The sequence below is a fragment of the Hadarchaeum sp. (SeqCode) genome, from assembly GCF_049969415.1.
In the GTDB taxonomy this organism is placed as follows: domain Archaea; phylum Hadarchaeota; class Hadarchaeia; order Hadarchaeales; family Hadarchaeaceae; genus Hadarchaeum.
Genome location: NZ_JBMFOX010000027.1, coordinates 1 through 14,592, shown reverse-complemented (window position 1 = coordinate 14,592; position 14,592 = coordinate 1). Strand labels below are relative to the sequence as shown.

The following is a 14,592-nucleotide window of genomic DNA, read 5'->3' as shown; positions in this document are numbered from 1 at the left end:
CGGTGAGACCAGCGCGTGTTTGGCCCGGAATAGCCTCTCCGCCAGCCTCTCCGTGTTCTCGATGATCTCACGGGCGAACCTCGTCCCGCCGTAGAAGTCGGAGTGGTAGCGGCCGGCGAGGTCGCTGGCCAAGGCCTCGCGGACCGCGGCGGAGAGGCAGTTTTCCGAGGCGATGAGGTTGATTCCGCTGGCCCGCAGCCTCTCGTGCTTTCCCACCAGGGCCGCGATTCCGGATCGGGGGCGTTTTTTGACCACGAAAACTCCACAGTTAATGACGCCGGAGTGTATTTAAAACGCCGCCACCGGGCGCGGAATTAAAGTTGGGGAAAATTCACGGTGGGCGTTGGATTCGGATTCGACTCCGGCGATGTGGATTTTTTAAGTTTATCGGCGCTTTCAGGCTTTTCCAAATCATTCTTTGATTAGTTTCGTTTTTTACCTCAAGTTACGATGCGGAAATCTGTTTAGAAACTTGGACAGTTCACGGCCGTGCACACTTCAGATCGCAAAAAACGCGCTTGTTTGCTCTTGATTTGCGCGGCGAGGAAAATTTATGGTTGATACACGAGTATCATCACGGATGAGTTCCCGGTGCCCTCTCCATCGAGCAGTTGAAGCGGCGCCGGTGACATAGCTATGTAGCTGCAGCTCCGACACATCCGCTTAATCTTCGACCGGGCAGCGGTTGGGCCTCAGCCGCTCCACTTGAATTTCCGGAAGAGCAGTTCCCGCTCCTTCTTCAGCACCAGCTCTAGGAACCGGTTGGAGAACCTTGGCTCCTTAGCTAGGATTTCCCTCACTGCCGCAGGGGTCAGCCCCCGTCCGGCCAGCCCCAGCGCGGCCAGTTTCCCGAACTGGGCGATCAGCTTGGCGCTCTCCAGCATCTCCTTCCAGAGGGCAACCTCCCGGCCGCGTTCCACCAGTTCTATCGCCCGCCGCACCTCCTCCTCAGCTTCTTCGACCATCCCCAGCCGGCTCGAGCCGCAGTTGGGGCACCGGGGTTTTTCCTCCAGCTCGTGGATCTGGAACTCCCGGACGTACTTCCTGCAGTCGGTGCAGGCAAAGGTGCGGGCCTCGCTGAGCAGGCGGGCCTTGGCCGCGGCCAGGGCGAGCAGCCTTGTCCGCTCCGGCATCACCGGCTCTAGGGCCAGATAGCGTTGCGCCCAGGCGAGCTTGGAGATCGGGCTCGGCTCCTTTAACCGGCCGAGTGAGACCACCTCGATTTCCCCATTTTTTATCATCTCCAGTACCTCCAGCGTCTTCCTCAGGTCGAGGTCCTTCCGCTCCACCTCCTTGAAGGTCTCCTCGAAGACCGGGGTGCCCCGCAGCGCCCGCGAGAGCTTTTCCAGTGCCGAGCTGGTTATCTCGGCCTCCTTCTCCAACACCCCCATTCTCCTTGCCACTTGGGCCAAACGCCACCGGAAGAAACGGCTCTCCTCGATCACCTTCCTGACGTCCCGCTGCATCTCGGCCAGCCTTTCCCGGAGCAGGGCCACGACGTGATCGGGCTCCAGCGACCTCGAGCGCACCAGGATACGGTAGGGATCGATTGTCGTGGCGGTGGCCTCCCCAGTCTCCTCGGAGGCCCGGTGGGCGAGCACGCGGGCGAGGGTGCGGTTGACCAGGGTGCCGAAGCAGGCGTTGACCACGCAGATGTCCTTCACCTTTTCCACGGTGAGGCGCAGGTCGGTGGGCACGGGCAGGCTGGCGTCCACCTGCTGGTGCACGTCGGCGAGCGCAAGCTGCACCGTCTCCAGTTCGGCGCGATAGGCGGCAGCAAGCTCCGAAACCACCTCTTCGAATTTCCTGCCCGATTTCAGCAACCCCTCGGCCCGGCCCCGGATTCGACCTACCTCCTGCGCCACCGAGAAGGGTACGGGGATCTCCTCCCCGATCCAGGTCGGGATGGCCCCCACCGGGTCTCGGTCCGGTTTCACGAAGACCTTGTCCCGGAAGACTTGGATTATCTTCCAAAGCTCCCCCCCGATGATGAACTTCACCCCCGGCTCCCCATACTCGGCGATGAACGACTCGTCGAGGATCCCCACCGGGCGGTTGTGCTGGTCGTCGATCACCAGATACTGTTTCAGCTCTGGAATCATCGAGAGGTTGCTGTAGTAGTAATCGAACAGCCTTTCGGTGGACCTCGGGCGGGAGAACTCGCGACCGTCATCGGAGACCCACAGCAGGCGTTTTTCCAGGCTCTGGGCGAACCTGAGCACGCTGAGCAGTTCTTCTCGGGTCAGGTCTTGGAAGGGATAGGCGCGGCGCACTGTTTCGTAGGCCTCATCGACCGAAGTCGACCGCTGTGAGGCCAGAATCGAGGCCAGGAAGTGGAGCAACACGTCGAGCGGTTTCTCCGGAACCTGAACGGGCTCCAGCTGATATTCATGGGAGCGGGCGGCGATCACGATGGATTCGAGGGCGTCGTCCGGGTCCTGAACGATGATCACACCTTTGGAGATCTCACCGATTCTGTGCCCGCTGCGCCCCACGCGCTGGAGCAGACGGGTCGCCTGCCGCGGTGAATTGTACTGGATGACCAAGTCGACCCCACCGATGTCCAGACCCAGCTCCATCGACGAGGTGCAGATGAGCCCCTTGAGCCCCCCCTGCTTCAGACCCCTCTCGCCGCGCAGCCTGGTGAACGCGGAGAGCGATCCGTGGTGCACGCCGATGGGGAACTTGACGTCCCATAGGTGGAACCTGCTGGCGAGCACCTCGGCGGTGGCCCGGGTGTTGGTGAAGACCAGCGTTGAGCCGTGCCTCTCGATGAACCCGCGCATCGCCCGCAGCCGCGCGGCCACGGCGGGGAAGGTGTAGAGTTCCGCAGCTAGGGCCTCGTCCTCCTTCTTAGGGGTGGGATAAATGACGCTCAGCCTCACCTCGCGGGCCACGCTGACGTCAACGATTTCACAATTTCTGTCCCTGCCGACCAGAAACTTCGCCACCTCCTCGGGGGCCCCGATGGTCGCGGAAAGACCGATCACCTGGAAGTCGCCTCCCTTGAGATTCCTCAACCTCTCCAGCGTGACAGCGAGCTGGGCACCGCGCTTGTTGTCGGCCAGTTCATGAACTTCATCAACGATGACCAAGCGCACGCTTCGCAGATAGTTTCTGAGCCTTCTGCCCAGCAGCAGAATCTGAAGGGTTTCCGGGGTGGTGATCATCACGTCAGGCGGAATCAGCGCCTGCAGGCGCCTTTCCCTGTTGGCAGTGTCGCCGTGCCGCACCGAGACCCTCAGGTCGAGTTCGCGGCACCATCGTCCCAGCCGGTCCAGCAGGTCTCGGTTCAGCGCCCGGAGCGGGGTGATGTAGATTATCTTTATTCCCGGCTCACGCGCCGGTGCGGTGAGGATGAGGTGCAGCGCAGGCAGAAAGGCGGCCTCGGTTTTACCCGTCCCGGCTGGGGAAATCAGCAGGACGTTTTTGCCCTCCAGTATTCTCGGTAGCGCCGCCTGCTGGGGCAGAGTTGGCTCCCTGAAGCCCATCTCCTCCAGTAGCCTGCGGAGGGGCTTGGCCAGAAGGTCAAAGGCGTTGGCGGCCAAAATACACACCAAGAATATTTAATTTTTGGAGCTTATCTCTTTGCTGAATAAAGTCGGTCTATACCCTTCAAGCTACAGGTAGGCCTTGTCGAGATCAAGTTTCCGGCGCAGCTCCTCGAGACTTTGCCTCAATCCGCGCTCCACCCGATGGTGTTTTTGTGGCAGCGCGGCGCGGAGTTCGTCCATCGATTCCTGATAGCGACCGACTCCGGAGGCCACGATGACGCGGTCCTTCAGCCTAGGGTGCGGGGAGAGGAAGCCGAAGGGGAGCGGTGAACCCTGCTCCAGAATCTCTCTTATCTCGTCGTCTATCTTTCGGGCGGCCATCCTCGCCCCGGCGCCGATGAGCTCGTAGGGATTCTTGAGTTCGCCCTTTATCTGCCAAATCCCGAAGCCCGGGCCGTAGATGAAAAAATCGTTGTAGCCGCGATCGTCACGTCCCGCCAGAAAACGCCATTGGTTCTGAAGTTCTGGCCTCTGCCGGTACTTCCGGAACATCTCCTCCATGATCTCGGAAATGGAACGAACGCTCATCCCGTCCACCCGTACTTGATGCTGAAGTCGGAGAACTCGCCTTTGAAGCTCTCCCACTTGACCTCGACACCGCTCACGTCAGCGCCGGGAGGACCGCGGCGGCAGAAGTCGATCATCTCCTCCATCCTTTCCCGGTCGCCCTCAAAAACCGCTTCGACCCGGCCATCGTAGAGATTTCTGACCCAGCCGGTGACGCCGAGTTCCCGCGCCAGCTCTTGGGTGTAGGCCCTGAAGCAGACGCCCTGGACCAGCCCGCTGACGTAGACGTGAGCCCGGACCTTCATACTATCATCATATTTATCTTTTGCAAAATTTAGGCTTTACATAAAATCTTGGACATAAAAATCTTGCTTTGTCGATCTTCTCCGTTCAAAATCGGCGGTAATGGTTCAAATCCTTTTTTATATACTAAATATATGTATATTGGGAGGTGTGAGCGCTGTCACATGATGCCGGGACCCCGAGGGTTCAAGGAGCTGCCAATCCAGCCCCGTTGGGTTTGATGGCATTCGGTATGACGACGGTGTTGCTCAACTTGGTTAACGCTGGAATCATGCCCCCAAGCGGCATGGGTGTGATATTTGCAATGGGGTTATTTTACGGAGGCGTAGCACAGGTGATTGTTGGCGCATTGGAGTTCAAAAAAGGAAATACCTTCGGAATGGTTGCCTTTACTTCATATGGCATGTTCTGGATTTCCTTAGTTGCACTTCTGGTCTTTCCATCTTTGGGCTGGGCGGGCGCTGTGGACCCAAGGTCAATGGCCGCCTACCTGATTGTGTGGGGGGTCTTTAGCAGTGTCATGTTTGTTGGCACGCTGAAGCTGGGAAAAGGCCTTCAACTGGTTTTTCTAACCTTGGTCATCCTCTTCTTCCTGCTAGCCGCCGCCGATCTCAGCGGTGTCATCGTGGTGAAAATGATCGCCGGGGTTGAGGGAATATTCTGCGGAGCAAGCGCGATTTATGTAGCCGCCGCTGAAATCCTCAATGAAGTTTACAAAAGAAAACTGTTGCCTCTGTGAATCGGCCCCATTATTCGGCAATTTTTTGTAAAACTTGCCATTTCATGTAGGCGGCGGTTAGTGTGTGCCCGTCCTCCATAGCGTTGGCCAACGGCAGTCAGGGCTAGCTGGTCTCCGCCGCCGGAATAAATTATTTTTCAGGTTCAAAAATAGCGATCGTCGAGCCTTTACTTTTTCGCCGCCGTGTCGAAAGCTGAAATAATGGATGAAGCTCGATTTTTCTTGTTTTCAAAAGAGCCAGATACCTGCTACGGTCCCTTTCCCTGAGTTTTCTCTTCAGCTGTTTTAGTTCCTCGGCTAACCATTTCCTTGATACGGTTATCGCCGGGATACATTTTGGCCGGCGATAAATTTTGTCCTCGTTGAAACGGTATCCTCGGCTTTTCCCCTCGAGGTAAATGAAGTAGAGGTAAAACCCGATGGCTGAGACGGGATCCGGGTGGGACTTGAACCTGTCCAGCTGGGGGTGGTTTCTCCAGCCTTTGGTCCTCCCCCGCAGGACCTCTTGGGCAAGAAGCGCCTCCCTCCACAGCGCCAGCAGCCCTTTGGCGTCGAGATATTTCGGATTGATGGTCCAGAGCCTCAAAAAGAACACCATTAAAGTGTTTCCTCAATGATAAAAATCAACACCGAAGCGCCAACAATAAGTTTAAAAAGTAGGATGTCTTCACTCTAACTAATCAGCACTCACGGAGGAACTGAAGTTGGGATTCAATCGCTGGATAGTAGTGCCCTGCGGCTTCGCCATCAACCTGACGCTTGGCGTGGTCTATGCCTGGAGCGTCTTCCTCAAGCCGCTCATGGGTGAATTTGGCTGGACGGCCGCGGAGACATCGCTGGCGTTCACCATCTTGCTCCTTACCTTTGCTTTCGTAATGATTCCCGCCGGCCGTCTCAACGATAAGATTGGTCCCAGAAAAGTGGCCTCAGCCGGGGGCCTGCTGTTGGGGCTCGGCTTCTTCTTGACCAGCTTCACCTCATCCCTGCCTTGGCTTTATCTGACTTATGGATTCATCGCGGGCGCCGGAGTTGCATTGGCCTACGTGACCCCGATCGCGACCTGCGTCAAGTGGTTCCCGGACAAGAAAGGCTTGATCACCGGGATCATTATCTGCGGCTTCGGCCTCAGCTCGGCATTTCTAGCACCACTGGCAACTTATCTGATAAGCACGATTGGCTGGAAGACCGCCTTCCAGCTTTTGGGAATAACCTTTCTTGTTGTGGCCGTGGGTGGGGCCCAGGGACTCAGGGTGCCGCCGCCGGGTTGGTGCCCGGAGGGATGGAAGGCAACGGGACAGGCCAAGGCCGCACCCGTCCAAGAATACAATTGGCAGCAGATGCTTAGGACGAAGAAGTTTTGGATGATCTGGGTGATGTACACCTTCGGCACGACTTCCGGTCTTGGCGTTATCGGTCACGTGGCCAAGTTTGCGCAGGAAACCGGAATGGACGCCCTGACGGCCTCATTGGCCGTTAGCGTGCTGGCGATTTTTAACGGGCTGGGCAGGATTTCCTGGGGCGGCATTTCCGATCGGATTGGCTGGCCCAAGGCAATGACGATAATGTTCATCATTCAGGCTGCGGTGATGTTCTTCCTTATCGGCGCCACCGGCGTTGCGCTCTTCATCGCCGTGGCCGTGGTGGGGTTCTGTTTCGGCGGCAACCTGTCCATGTTTCCTTCGGCCACGGCAGATCTTTTCGGCACCAAATACTACGGCATAAACTACGGCTTTGTCTTCACCGCCTACGGCATCGGCGGCGTGCTTGGGCCCTACCTGAGCGGATATCTCTTCGACCTTACCAAGAGCTATCTTTGGGCTTTCCAAATCGCAGGCATCCTTTGCGCGGTGGCTGTAGTAATCTCGCTAGTTTTGAGACGTAGTAAATAAACACTGGTTTTCAACAACCAATTTTTACCGGAAAACTCCAGGTGAAAATTTCTGAGGGTTTAGTTCGCCCCTCTTGGAGGCAGCTTTAAAAAATGATAAATAAAGGAAGAAAGATTATTTAGACAGTGATTAGTTTAATTCCCGCCCCTCATGAGAGAAAGTTTGGTCAGCTGGTTGCAGAGTATCTGCTGAAGGAAGGTTGCGTGCATCTGGGATTGGAATTTCCCCAGGAAGTTGAAGCCCGTTTGAACGATTATGCCAGGGGCAAAATTTCCTACGATAAATTGGTGGCGTTTCTCATCGGCGGCGAAGTCATATCCCCCCATTTCGAACCCGGTTTCCGTCCCTTGCTTCAGGTTCTCCCCGAGCTCTACAAAAGGGACAAAAACTTCGGCGCTCATTGCTACGAGGATCTTGATCTCTATAATGACTGGGTCCTCTGCAGGGACGACCTCACCTTAGCCCTGCTGCGCGACGAGGATTGGGATCTGATCGCCGGCATCTATCGGGAACTCGTGAGTGAGACCAGAAGGAGAAACGTTGCCATAGCCGAGAGGCTGGGTGCCCTCGTCAGTGCCTTGGGCGACCTCCACGTGGTGATGGGCAGGCTTCACGCCCCGGACGTCGCCAGCAGGCTTGAAAAGAAATTTGCCCTGAAGACGGTAATTATTGAGGATATCTGTCTGACTCCGCTTGATGAGTCCTTGATCCTGTGCCTCAAGGGTCTGGACCTTGAAGACGCCGAGATATTCGAGTTTCTGCGCCGGCACCGTGAGCTGGCGCTAGAGGCCGAGCGGAAGGTTAGGGAGATAACCGATTTGCTCCGGGACGATGAAATCAGGAAAAGGTTTCAGTTGAAGAGATACAGCGAGATCGCCGCCATTGGATGAACCCCTTTGACCAGAAACTTAAGCCCCGAGGTTCGCCACCGGCACAGGCGCTGGCGATTTTTAAAAGGTAATCGTTAGATTATTTTCTGTCTCGCAGGGTGGTTGGTTGTCCTCGGAAAAGTCGGAGCTCAGGCCCAATCTCTCGGTGCTGGCGTTAGTCTCCTTCGTCCTGGCCTTCTTGGTCGCGCGGTCATTCACCACCCTCTACCCCAACATCGTCCTAATCAGCGGCGGCTTTCACATCCACCACTTCTGGTTTGGCCTAGCGATGATGGCGATAGGCGGCTGGATCGGGATCAGCTATCGCGACGAAAGGGCCGATCGTCTGGCCGCCATCCTCTTTGGTGCGGGCGGGGGTTTGATCGGGGACGAGGTCGGGCTCCTGCTCACCTTCGGAGATTACCGGAGTGGAATCACCTACACGCTGGTGATAACGTTCATCATCCTCGCCACGCTGCTGATTTTGCTGAACCGTTACTCTAGGGTCATCCGCTTGGAATTCACTAGGTTCTTGAGCAGCAACGCCAGCCTCTACATCGGAGTTTTCATGGCGGCGGTTTCAATCGCCTTCATCGCTGAGACCAACGATATCCTAGTCATCGCGGCCTCGGGGCTGTTGACCGTGATGGCTGTGCTGATAATCGCTGTCTATATTTACCGGAGGCTCAGATCCGGGCGCCTTTAGCTACTCCCATTCGATGGTGGCTGGCGGCTTGTGGGTGATGTCGTAGACGACCCGGGTGACGGTGGGATTCTCGTTGGTTATCCTGGTGGAAATTCTCTCCAGTACCTCATACGGGATTTTGGCAAAGCTGGCCGTCATCGCCTCCCGGCTCTGCACGGCCCTTACGGCAACTGTGTAGCCATAGGCGCGGGCATCGCCCTTGACTCCGGTGCTCTTGGTGTCGGTCAGAACGGCGAAGTACTGCCAAAGGCCGTCCTTCAGCCCGGCCCTTTCAATCTCCTCCCTGACGATCCTATCCGCGGTCTTGACGATCCTGATTTTTTCTGGAGTGATCCCCCCCCGTTATCCTCACCGCCAGTCCTGGGCCAGGGAAAGGCTGCCTGCGGATGATCTCCCAGGGCAGCTTCAGCCTCTCGGCGACCTTGCGCACCTCGTCCTTGTAGAGGTCCCGGAGCGGCTCAATTATCCCCTTGAACTCAATCTTGGTGGGCAGCCCTCCGACGTTGTGGTGGGTCTTTATCTTCTCAGACCTCCTCCGAAAACCCGACTCGATCCTGTCCGGATAGATGGTGCCCTGGATGAGATACTCGGCGCCGACCTCTCTGGCAACCTCCTCGAAGACCTTGATGAACTCCTCCCCGACGATCTTCCTCTTTTCCTCGGGGTCGGTCACTCCTCTCAACCTGCGTAAAAATCTCTCCCGGGCGGCCACCGAGATGAAGTTGATCCCCATCTTCCCGAAGGTTCTCCTGACGAATTCAGGCTCGCCCTCCCTCATGAAGCCGTGGTCGACGAAGACCGCGGTCAGCTTTTTTCCTAGGGCCCTGGCAGCCAGGGCGGTGGCCACGCTGGAGTCGATCCCTCCGCTAAGGGCGATGATGCATTTTTTGCCTCCCGCCGCCTGTCTTATCTCTCTGATAGCACCCCTGACGAAGTCGCCCATCACCCAGTTGGGCTGGCAGCCGCAGATCTCAAAGATGAAGTTGCGCAGCATCTTTTCGCCGCTTTCGGTGTGGGTCACCTCCGGATGCCACTGCAGGCCGAAAATGGGTTTTTCCCGGTGCTTGAGGGCGGCCACGGGGCAGTTCTCTGTATGGGCAAGGACGAGGTAATCCGGCGGAAGCCTGTAGACGGTGTCGCTGTGGCTCATCCACACACTTTCCCTTTTCTTCAACCCCTGCAGAACGCCCAGCGGTCGGTCGATGGTGGCGACGGTTATCCCGTACTCCTTTTTCGCGGCGGGTTTCACCTTTCCGCCGGCAACGTGGGCGATGAGCTGGTGTCCGTAGCAGATGCCCAGTACCGGCAGGCCGAGTTCAAAGAGCTGCTGGATTTTTTCCAAGCTGCCCTCCCGGTAAACGCTGGATGGGCCGCCCGAGAGTATTATTCCCTTGAGGTTGAGTTTTTTCCTCAGTTCTTCAATCTCATCGGCGGTCACGTCACAGGGCAATATTTCCGAGTAAACGTTAAAGTCCCTGATCCTTCGGCCGATCAGGTGGGCATACTGTCCCCCGAAATCAATCACCACTATTGCGTCCGGCCTTGTTTTCATTTGACCCTCTCCCGAAGTAAAAACAAAATGATTAGAGATTTTGCCTCTTTAAGTCTTTATCATTTTTAGACCTTTCACCGGCTCAAACAACTTGGCAGCGGGTAGCTGAAAGTGACCTCGGAAGAGCTTTAAATGCAATCAGGGCCTCGTTTGATTGAGGATGACCGAGACCATTGCGGAATATCTAGAGAGGGCTCCGCTCACTCGCTTTCATTACGGGCTGCTGTTAGTGGGCAGCCTCATCTACGGCTTCACGGCGATGAACGTCCTGCTCATCGCGGCAGTTTTAACACCCATCATCAAGGAGTTCGGGTTGGGGCAGCAACCGCTTGTCTCCGGCCTGTTGCTGAGCGCGGGTTATCTGGGGATGTTCGTCGGTGCCTTGTGCTGCGGCATCCTCGCCGACCGCATCGGCAGGAAGAAGACCTTGCTCCTCACGATAGCAACGATGTCCATCTTCACCGCCCTGAACTCGCTGGCCCCCGACCCGGCCACCTTGGCGCTGCTGCGCTTCCTTGCCGGGGTAGGCCTAGGCGGTTCGCTACCCCAGCCGGGCGTCTACATTTCGGAATACATCCCGGCGAAGTACCGGGGGCGTTTTCTGGGTTTGGTCGAAACGGCTTGGGTCTACGGTGCGCTCCTCTCGCTGCTTTTTCCATTTTTCCTCTTCCCAACCTTCGGCTGGCGGGCAACGTTCCTAGTGGCCTTGATTCCCCTCTTCCTAATCCCTGTGGTCGCCCTTTATCTGCCCGAGTCCCTGAGATATCTCCATCTGAAGGGAAAAATTGGCGAGGCAGTGGCCCTGCTCCAAAAATACAGGATAGCTCCAGCAGATATTAGCGGCCTGAAAGTTTCAGCATTTTCCCCCAAGCAGTACAGCCTCCGGAAGGCATTGAGGAAGCTCTGGTCATCATCCCTCCGCCGGAGAACTGCCCTGCTTTGGATAGTCTGGGCAGTCCTAGTCTACACCTATCACGGAATTTTCGTATGGTTGCCCACCTTTTACGCGGGCCCGCCGTTGAACTTCACCGTCGTCAAATCGATACAGTGGGTGTTAATCGTCACACTGGCGCAGGTCCCGGGATATTACAGCGCGGCCCTGTTGCTCGACCGCGCGGGCAGAAAGCCGATCGCGCTCATATATCTCGCCCTTGCCGGCGTCGGAAGCGTCCTGCTGAGCCTCGCCGTGGAGCCCACCTCCATACTCCTGTGGAGCGTTGTCATCTCATTCTTCAATCTGGGCGCTTGGTCGGCGCTTTACGCGTACACCCCCGAACTCTATCCCACGGAAATCCGGGGAACCGGCTCGGGTGCTGCCGCAAGCATCGGCCGCTTGGCAGGCGTAATCGCGCCAACGGCAACCCCCCTCTTGTATGCCTACGGCGGGCTGGCAGCTGCCTTCACTGTTTTTGCCTTAATGCACTTTTTGGGTGCAGTTGCCGTCGCAGTGCTGGGTGTTGAAACGAAGGGGAAGGTCCTTGAGGAAATAGCCGGAGAATAGTTCGGGGAGAAAATTTTAATCGTTAAAATTTCAGCAACCCTAACTTACAGGTCAGCTTCGGCTGACCGGGAATTCGTCAACCATGGCTCTGTGTTGAGTTGTCTCAAGATTTTCTGACTCTACGCCGGTTGGCCAAAATCCTTAAAGGCAGGCGAAGATGAGAAAGTTAAAAAAGAACCCGATCAAAATATACAGGGAGGTTGAAGCTTGAAACTGGATCCAGCAGTCAGGGAGAAATATCCTGGCTTCATCGCCGGTTATGTTCGGGCCAGCGGGGTAACGGTTGAGCCCACAGTGGAAAGATTGGAGGAGAGAAAGAGCCAGGTCTTAAGCGAGCTAAAGTCCAAGCTGGGCGCCGCCAATCTAGCGGAGATTCCTGAAGTCAAGGCCTATCGGGATTTCTTCAGCGCGATGGGCGTGGATCCGTCCAGCCACCATCCCGCGCCGGAGTATCTGGTGAGACGCGCCCTTGATGACAGGTTTCCCTCGGTGAACAACGTTGTCGACTCCTGCCTGCTCGCCACCGTTGAACACTGGGTTTCCGCCGGCGTCTATGATCTGGAGAAGGTCAAGGGGGAGCTGAGGACGACGCTGGCCACCGACACGGCGCCCTTTGAGCTCATCGACGGCCGCAAGGTCAGCCCGAGGCCGGGAGAGGTGATTCTCCGTGACGACCAGCGGGTGCTTTCCGCCTACACCGCTGGGGACGCCAAGGCCACCATGGTTACCTACAAGACTTCCAAGATAGCCATCGTGGTCTGGAATGCGCCCGGAATATCTCGCGAGCGCGTTGAGGCCGCGGTCAACTCCCTCGCCCTTTATGCGCGGAGATACTGCGGCGGATACGTTGAGCACGTTGAGGTACTTTAGGCGGTGGTCGCCACGAACGCGATAACGCTGCTCGGCATAGCGTTCATCCTCATCGGAGTGGCTCTGGTGCTGCTGCCGGTCATTGGGAGCTATATCGATCTGTCTAAGGTCCCCTGGTGGCTCATCTACGTCTATCGCAGCAACGGCTTCGTTTTCGTTACCTCGCCAATACTGCTGATCATTTCGGCCATTTCAATTATAATTGCGATATTTGCCAGATAAACTAAATTTTAGCGGTCCCCGCGCGGTTAGGATTTCCCCTTCAGCCTCAAAATTGCTTCCGCGATGTCCCCGTTGGTTTCCTGAAGCGCCCTGCTGGCGGTTTCCCGGTCCACGTTGGCTTGCTCCATGACCAGCTTGATGTCTTCCTCAGTTATTTCCAGCGCCAGTTTTCGCTCGATTTCCCTGCCGACGACCTGATAGCTCCTCTGCCCGGCCATCTCGGTGAGCGTCACTTGTGCACCCGGGATGATGATTTCCCGGTCGGAGAACTTTATTACCACTTCCTGAACCCCCTCCAGCTCCTGCATCTTGATCCCCATCTGACGCATGGCCCTCTCCATCTGGCGCCGGTCTATCTTCTTCGGAAACACCATCTCACTCGTCCCTTTCCCTGCAGATGTTATCTCCCCTGCCTAAAACCTTAGCATCTCTGAGGCCTCTTCTCACCGCGACCGCCACACCAGTCTTGAAGGCCACCATCTCCGCCCCGTTGAGCAGGGCCTTCCCGGTCGCGAGCAGTCTGTCATCCGGGTCAACGACAAGAACTTCTTCGTAGGGCCTGATCTCCGGGTCCGCCGCCACCACGTGCTTTGCGAAGACGGTTTTGCCCGCCGCCACGAAGGGTGCGGCTTCCGGACCTACGGTGACCCTCAGGCGCGGGGGGCTCAAGGCGGAGTGGATAAGTTCTGCCCCCCTCCGGTTGAGCACGATGAACCCGTCCGATGCTCTGATCGTGCATAGGATTTCTTCGCCCAGCCAGACCTGCCGGATCCTACCGCGGGTCTTGACCACGCGGACACCATCAGGAAACAGCCGGTTCCCAACCCCCCGGTCAAAGAGGTAGTCAGCCATGGCCCTGAGTTTGGCGAGTTCCTTCTGAGTAGTCTCCTGCAGGATTTGACCAGTCCCCCGTTAGCCTATCTCTTGCGAGGTAAAAATATTACCCGCTATTTCTTTTTCCCGATCTTTGCGTCGACAACCACGTGATCCACGCCTGGGGAATACCTTTTCACCACTCGCTGGTTGATTATTTCTACCTCCCGACCACTAGCCGCTCGGATGATTCTCTCCACCGGTCGCTTGAACCCCAGCCGTGAGGGCACCGTCTCGTGATAGTGAATCACGCCTCCTTCTGGCTTGAGAACCTTCATTGCCAGGGGCAGGTAGCGGTGGGTCACGTGGAGGATACCCATTATTACCCGATCGGCCACGCCGCGCGGGGCAACTTCACTACAGTCGCCCAGAATCGGCCTTAAGATGTGGCCCACCTTGTTGATCCTGATGTTTTCCAGAAGATAGTTGAAGGCAACTTGGTTAATCTCGATGGAGTAAACTAGGCTGGGCCGGGCGTGGACGGCGATGGGAATGCTGAACTGCCCCACGCCGGCAAACATGTCCACGACGACCTCGTCCGGTGAAACCAGATGGGCAACTCTACCCCTCTCGTGGACATTGCCCGGGGAGAACATGACCCTTGCCACATCCAGCCTGAATTGGCAGCCGTTTTCCACGTGGACGGTCTCGGTGTTGGGGTCGCCGGCGATTACTCTCAACCGGGGCTCCCGAAACCTACCTTCTATTTTTCCTTCGTTGATCGCCACCGTTTTGGCGCCGGTGAAGTCCATTGTCCTTTGCGCGATTTCTTGGTTCCGGTGGAAAAGGTCTTTCGGAAGATTGAGGATTGCCACGTGTCCGATTCGCTTGAACCTCTTGGGCAGGAGTCTCAGCTCGCTTTCAGTGAGTGTCCCCCGCAGGAGTTCACGTAGGGTCGTCAATTCCATCCCGGTTAAAATTCTGATTTCTTGAGATAAACTCTAGTAGCTCCTCGACTAATCAACATAATTTCATCAAAATAAACGCTGCTGTGGCGGAGATGGTTC

General features: G+C 56.8%; 14 protein-coding genes and 2 pseudogenes. 7 read left to right on the top strand and 9 right to left on the bottom strand.

Annotated features, from left to right (window positions below; translation table 11 throughout):
* The 4 genes and pseudogenes from ACP5PX_RS06165 to ACP5PX_RS06150 form a co-directional block, all read right to left on the bottom strand.
* Positions 1–255 (bottom strand): annotated as a pseudogene (locus tag ACP5PX_RS06165) (hypothetical protein); the annotation flags it as partial.
* Positions 256–692: 437 nt separating this feature from the next.
* Positions 693–3,548 carry a DEAD/DEAH box helicase gene (locus ACP5PX_RS06160; protein WP_428085020.1) on the bottom strand — a complete coding sequence of 952 codons (2,856 nt, stop codon included), beginning with the start codon at positions 3,546–3,548 and terminating at the stop codon, positions 693–695.
* A gap of 72 nt (positions 3,549–3,620) precedes the next feature.
* Positions 3,621–4,082 carry a hypothetical protein gene (locus ACP5PX_RS06155; protein WP_428085018.1) on the bottom strand — a complete coding sequence of 154 codons (462 nt, stop codon included), beginning with the start codon at positions 4,080–4,082 and terminating at the stop codon, positions 3,621–3,623.
* Complete coding sequence (locus ACP5PX_RS06150; RefSeq protein ID WP_428085016.1) at positions 4,079–4,366, bottom strand: acylphosphatase; 288 nt, start codon at positions 4,364–4,366, stop codon at positions 4,079–4,081. The genes ACP5PX_RS06155 and ACP5PX_RS06150 overlap by 4 nt, the downstream gene beginning before the upstream one ends.
* Positions 4,367–4,521: 155 nt before the next feature.
* On the opposite strand from ACP5PX_RS06150, the gene ACP5PX_RS06145 reads away from it, so the two are divergent.
* Positions 4,522–5,103: an acetate uptake transporter gene (locus ACP5PX_RS06145; RefSeq protein ID WP_428085022.1), complete on the top strand. Its 582-nt coding sequence runs from the start codon at positions 4,522–4,524 to the stop codon at positions 5,101–5,103.
* A 130-nt stretch (positions 5,104–5,233) separates the two neighbouring features.
* Here ACP5PX_RS06145 and ACP5PX_RS06140 read toward each other — a convergent pair whose 3' ends face one another.
* Positions 5,234–5,689: a pyrimidine dimer DNA glycosylase/endonuclease V gene (locus tag ACP5PX_RS06140; protein WP_428085014.1), complete on the bottom strand. Its 456-nt coding sequence runs from the start codon at positions 5,687–5,689 to the stop codon at positions 5,234–5,236.
* Between the two features lie 142 nt (positions 5,690–5,831).
* On the opposite strand from ACP5PX_RS06140, the gene ACP5PX_RS06135 reads away from it, so the two are divergent.
* The 3 genes from ACP5PX_RS06135 to ACP5PX_RS06125 all read left to right on the top strand — a co-directional run bounded on the left by ACP5PX_RS06135 (position 5,832) and on the right by ACP5PX_RS06125 (position 8,567).
* On the top strand, positions 5,832–6,992 hold the full coding sequence (locus ACP5PX_RS06135) for an L-lactate MFS transporter (RefSeq protein ID WP_428085012.1): 1,161 nt from the start codon (positions 5,832–5,834) through the stop codon (positions 6,990–6,992).
* Positions 6,993–7,117: 125 nt separating this feature from the next.
* Complete coding sequence (locus ACP5PX_RS06130) at positions 7,118–7,882, top strand: hypothetical protein (RefSeq protein WP_428085010.1); 765 nt, start codon at positions 7,118–7,120, stop codon at positions 7,880–7,882.
* A gap of 106 nt (positions 7,883–7,988) precedes the next feature.
* Positions 7,989–8,567: a hypothetical protein gene (locus ACP5PX_RS06125; protein WP_428085008.1), complete on the top strand. Its 579-nt coding sequence runs from the start codon at positions 7,989–7,991 to the stop codon at positions 8,565–8,567.
* Here the strand turns inward: ACP5PX_RS06125 and guaA are convergent.
* A pseudogene (gene guaA / locus ACP5PX_RS06120) lies at positions 8,568–10,119 on the bottom strand (glutamine-hydrolyzing GMP synthase). It lies immediately after the preceding gene.
* 160 nt (positions 10,120–10,279) lie between these two features.
* On the opposite strand from guaA, the gene ACP5PX_RS06115 reads away from it, so the two are divergent.
* The 3 genes from ACP5PX_RS06115 to ACP5PX_RS06105 all read left to right on the top strand — a co-directional run bounded on the left by ACP5PX_RS06115 (position 10,280) and on the right by ACP5PX_RS06105 (position 12,712).
* Positions 10,280–11,620, top strand: a complete 1,341-nt coding sequence (locus ACP5PX_RS06115) for an MFS transporter (protein ID WP_428085006.1) — start codon at positions 10,280–10,282, stop codon at positions 11,618–11,620.
* A 207-nt stretch (positions 11,621–11,827) separates the two neighbouring features.
* Positions 11,828–12,490 (top strand): B3/B4 domain-containing protein, encoded by a 663-nt coding sequence (locus ACP5PX_RS06110; protein WP_428085004.1) that lies wholly within the window; start codon positions 11,828–11,830, stop codon positions 12,488–12,490.
* 3 nt (positions 12,491–12,493) lie between these two features.
* Entirely contained in the window at positions 12,494–12,712 is a 219-nt protein-coding gene (locus tag ACP5PX_RS06105) for a hypothetical protein (RefSeq protein WP_428085002.1), read from the top strand.
* A 26-nt stretch (positions 12,713–12,738) separates the two neighbouring features.
* On the opposite strand, the gene ACP5PX_RS06100 is transcribed toward ACP5PX_RS06105, so the two are convergent.
* From ACP5PX_RS06100 to ACP5PX_RS06090, 3 genes are all read right to left on the bottom strand, one after another.
* Positions 12,739–13,086, bottom strand: a complete 348-nt coding sequence (locus tag ACP5PX_RS06100) for a nascent polypeptide-associated complex protein (RefSeq protein ID WP_428085000.1) — start codon at positions 13,084–13,086, stop codon at positions 12,739–12,741.
* A 1-nt stretch (position 13,087) separates the two neighbouring features.
* The gene (locus ACP5PX_RS06095) at positions 13,088–13,564 is read right to left on the bottom strand and encodes a PUA domain-containing protein (protein ID WP_428084998.1); all 477 of its coding nucleotides are present in this window, start codon (positions 13,562–13,564) and stop codon (positions 13,088–13,090) included.
* A gap of 95 nt (positions 13,565–13,659) precedes the next feature.
* Complete coding sequence (locus tag ACP5PX_RS06090; protein WP_428084996.1) at positions 13,660–14,493, bottom strand: class I SAM-dependent methyltransferase; 834 nt, start codon at positions 14,491–14,493, stop codon at positions 13,660–13,662.
* Positions 14,494–14,592: the final 99 nt, after the last annotated feature.

Coding starts and splice junctions, on each gene's coding strand:
- ACP5PX_RS06155 (WP_428085018.1), bottom strand. CDS start 4,082: ATGAGCGTTCGTTCCATTTCCGAGATCATGGAGGAGATGTTCCGGAAG.
- ACP5PX_RS06150 (WP_428085016.1), bottom strand. CDS start 4,366: ATGAAGGTCCGGGCTCACGTCTACGTCAGCGGGCTGGTCCAGGGCGTC.
- ACP5PX_RS06095 (WP_428084998.1), bottom strand. CDS start 13,564: ATGGCTGACTACCTCTTTGACCGGGGGGTTGGGAACCGGCTGTTTCCT.
- ACP5PX_RS06115 (WP_428085006.1), top strand. CDS start 10,280: ATGACCGAGACCATTGCGGAATATCTAGAGAGGGCTCCGCTCACTCGC.
- ACP5PX_RS06090 (WP_428084996.1), bottom strand. CDS start 14,493: ATGGAATTGACGACCCTACGTGAACTCCTGCGGGGGACACTCACTGAA.
- ACP5PX_RS06100 (WP_428085000.1), bottom strand. CDS start 13,086: ATGGTGTTTCCGAAGAAGATAGACCGGCGCCAGATGGAGAGGGCCATG.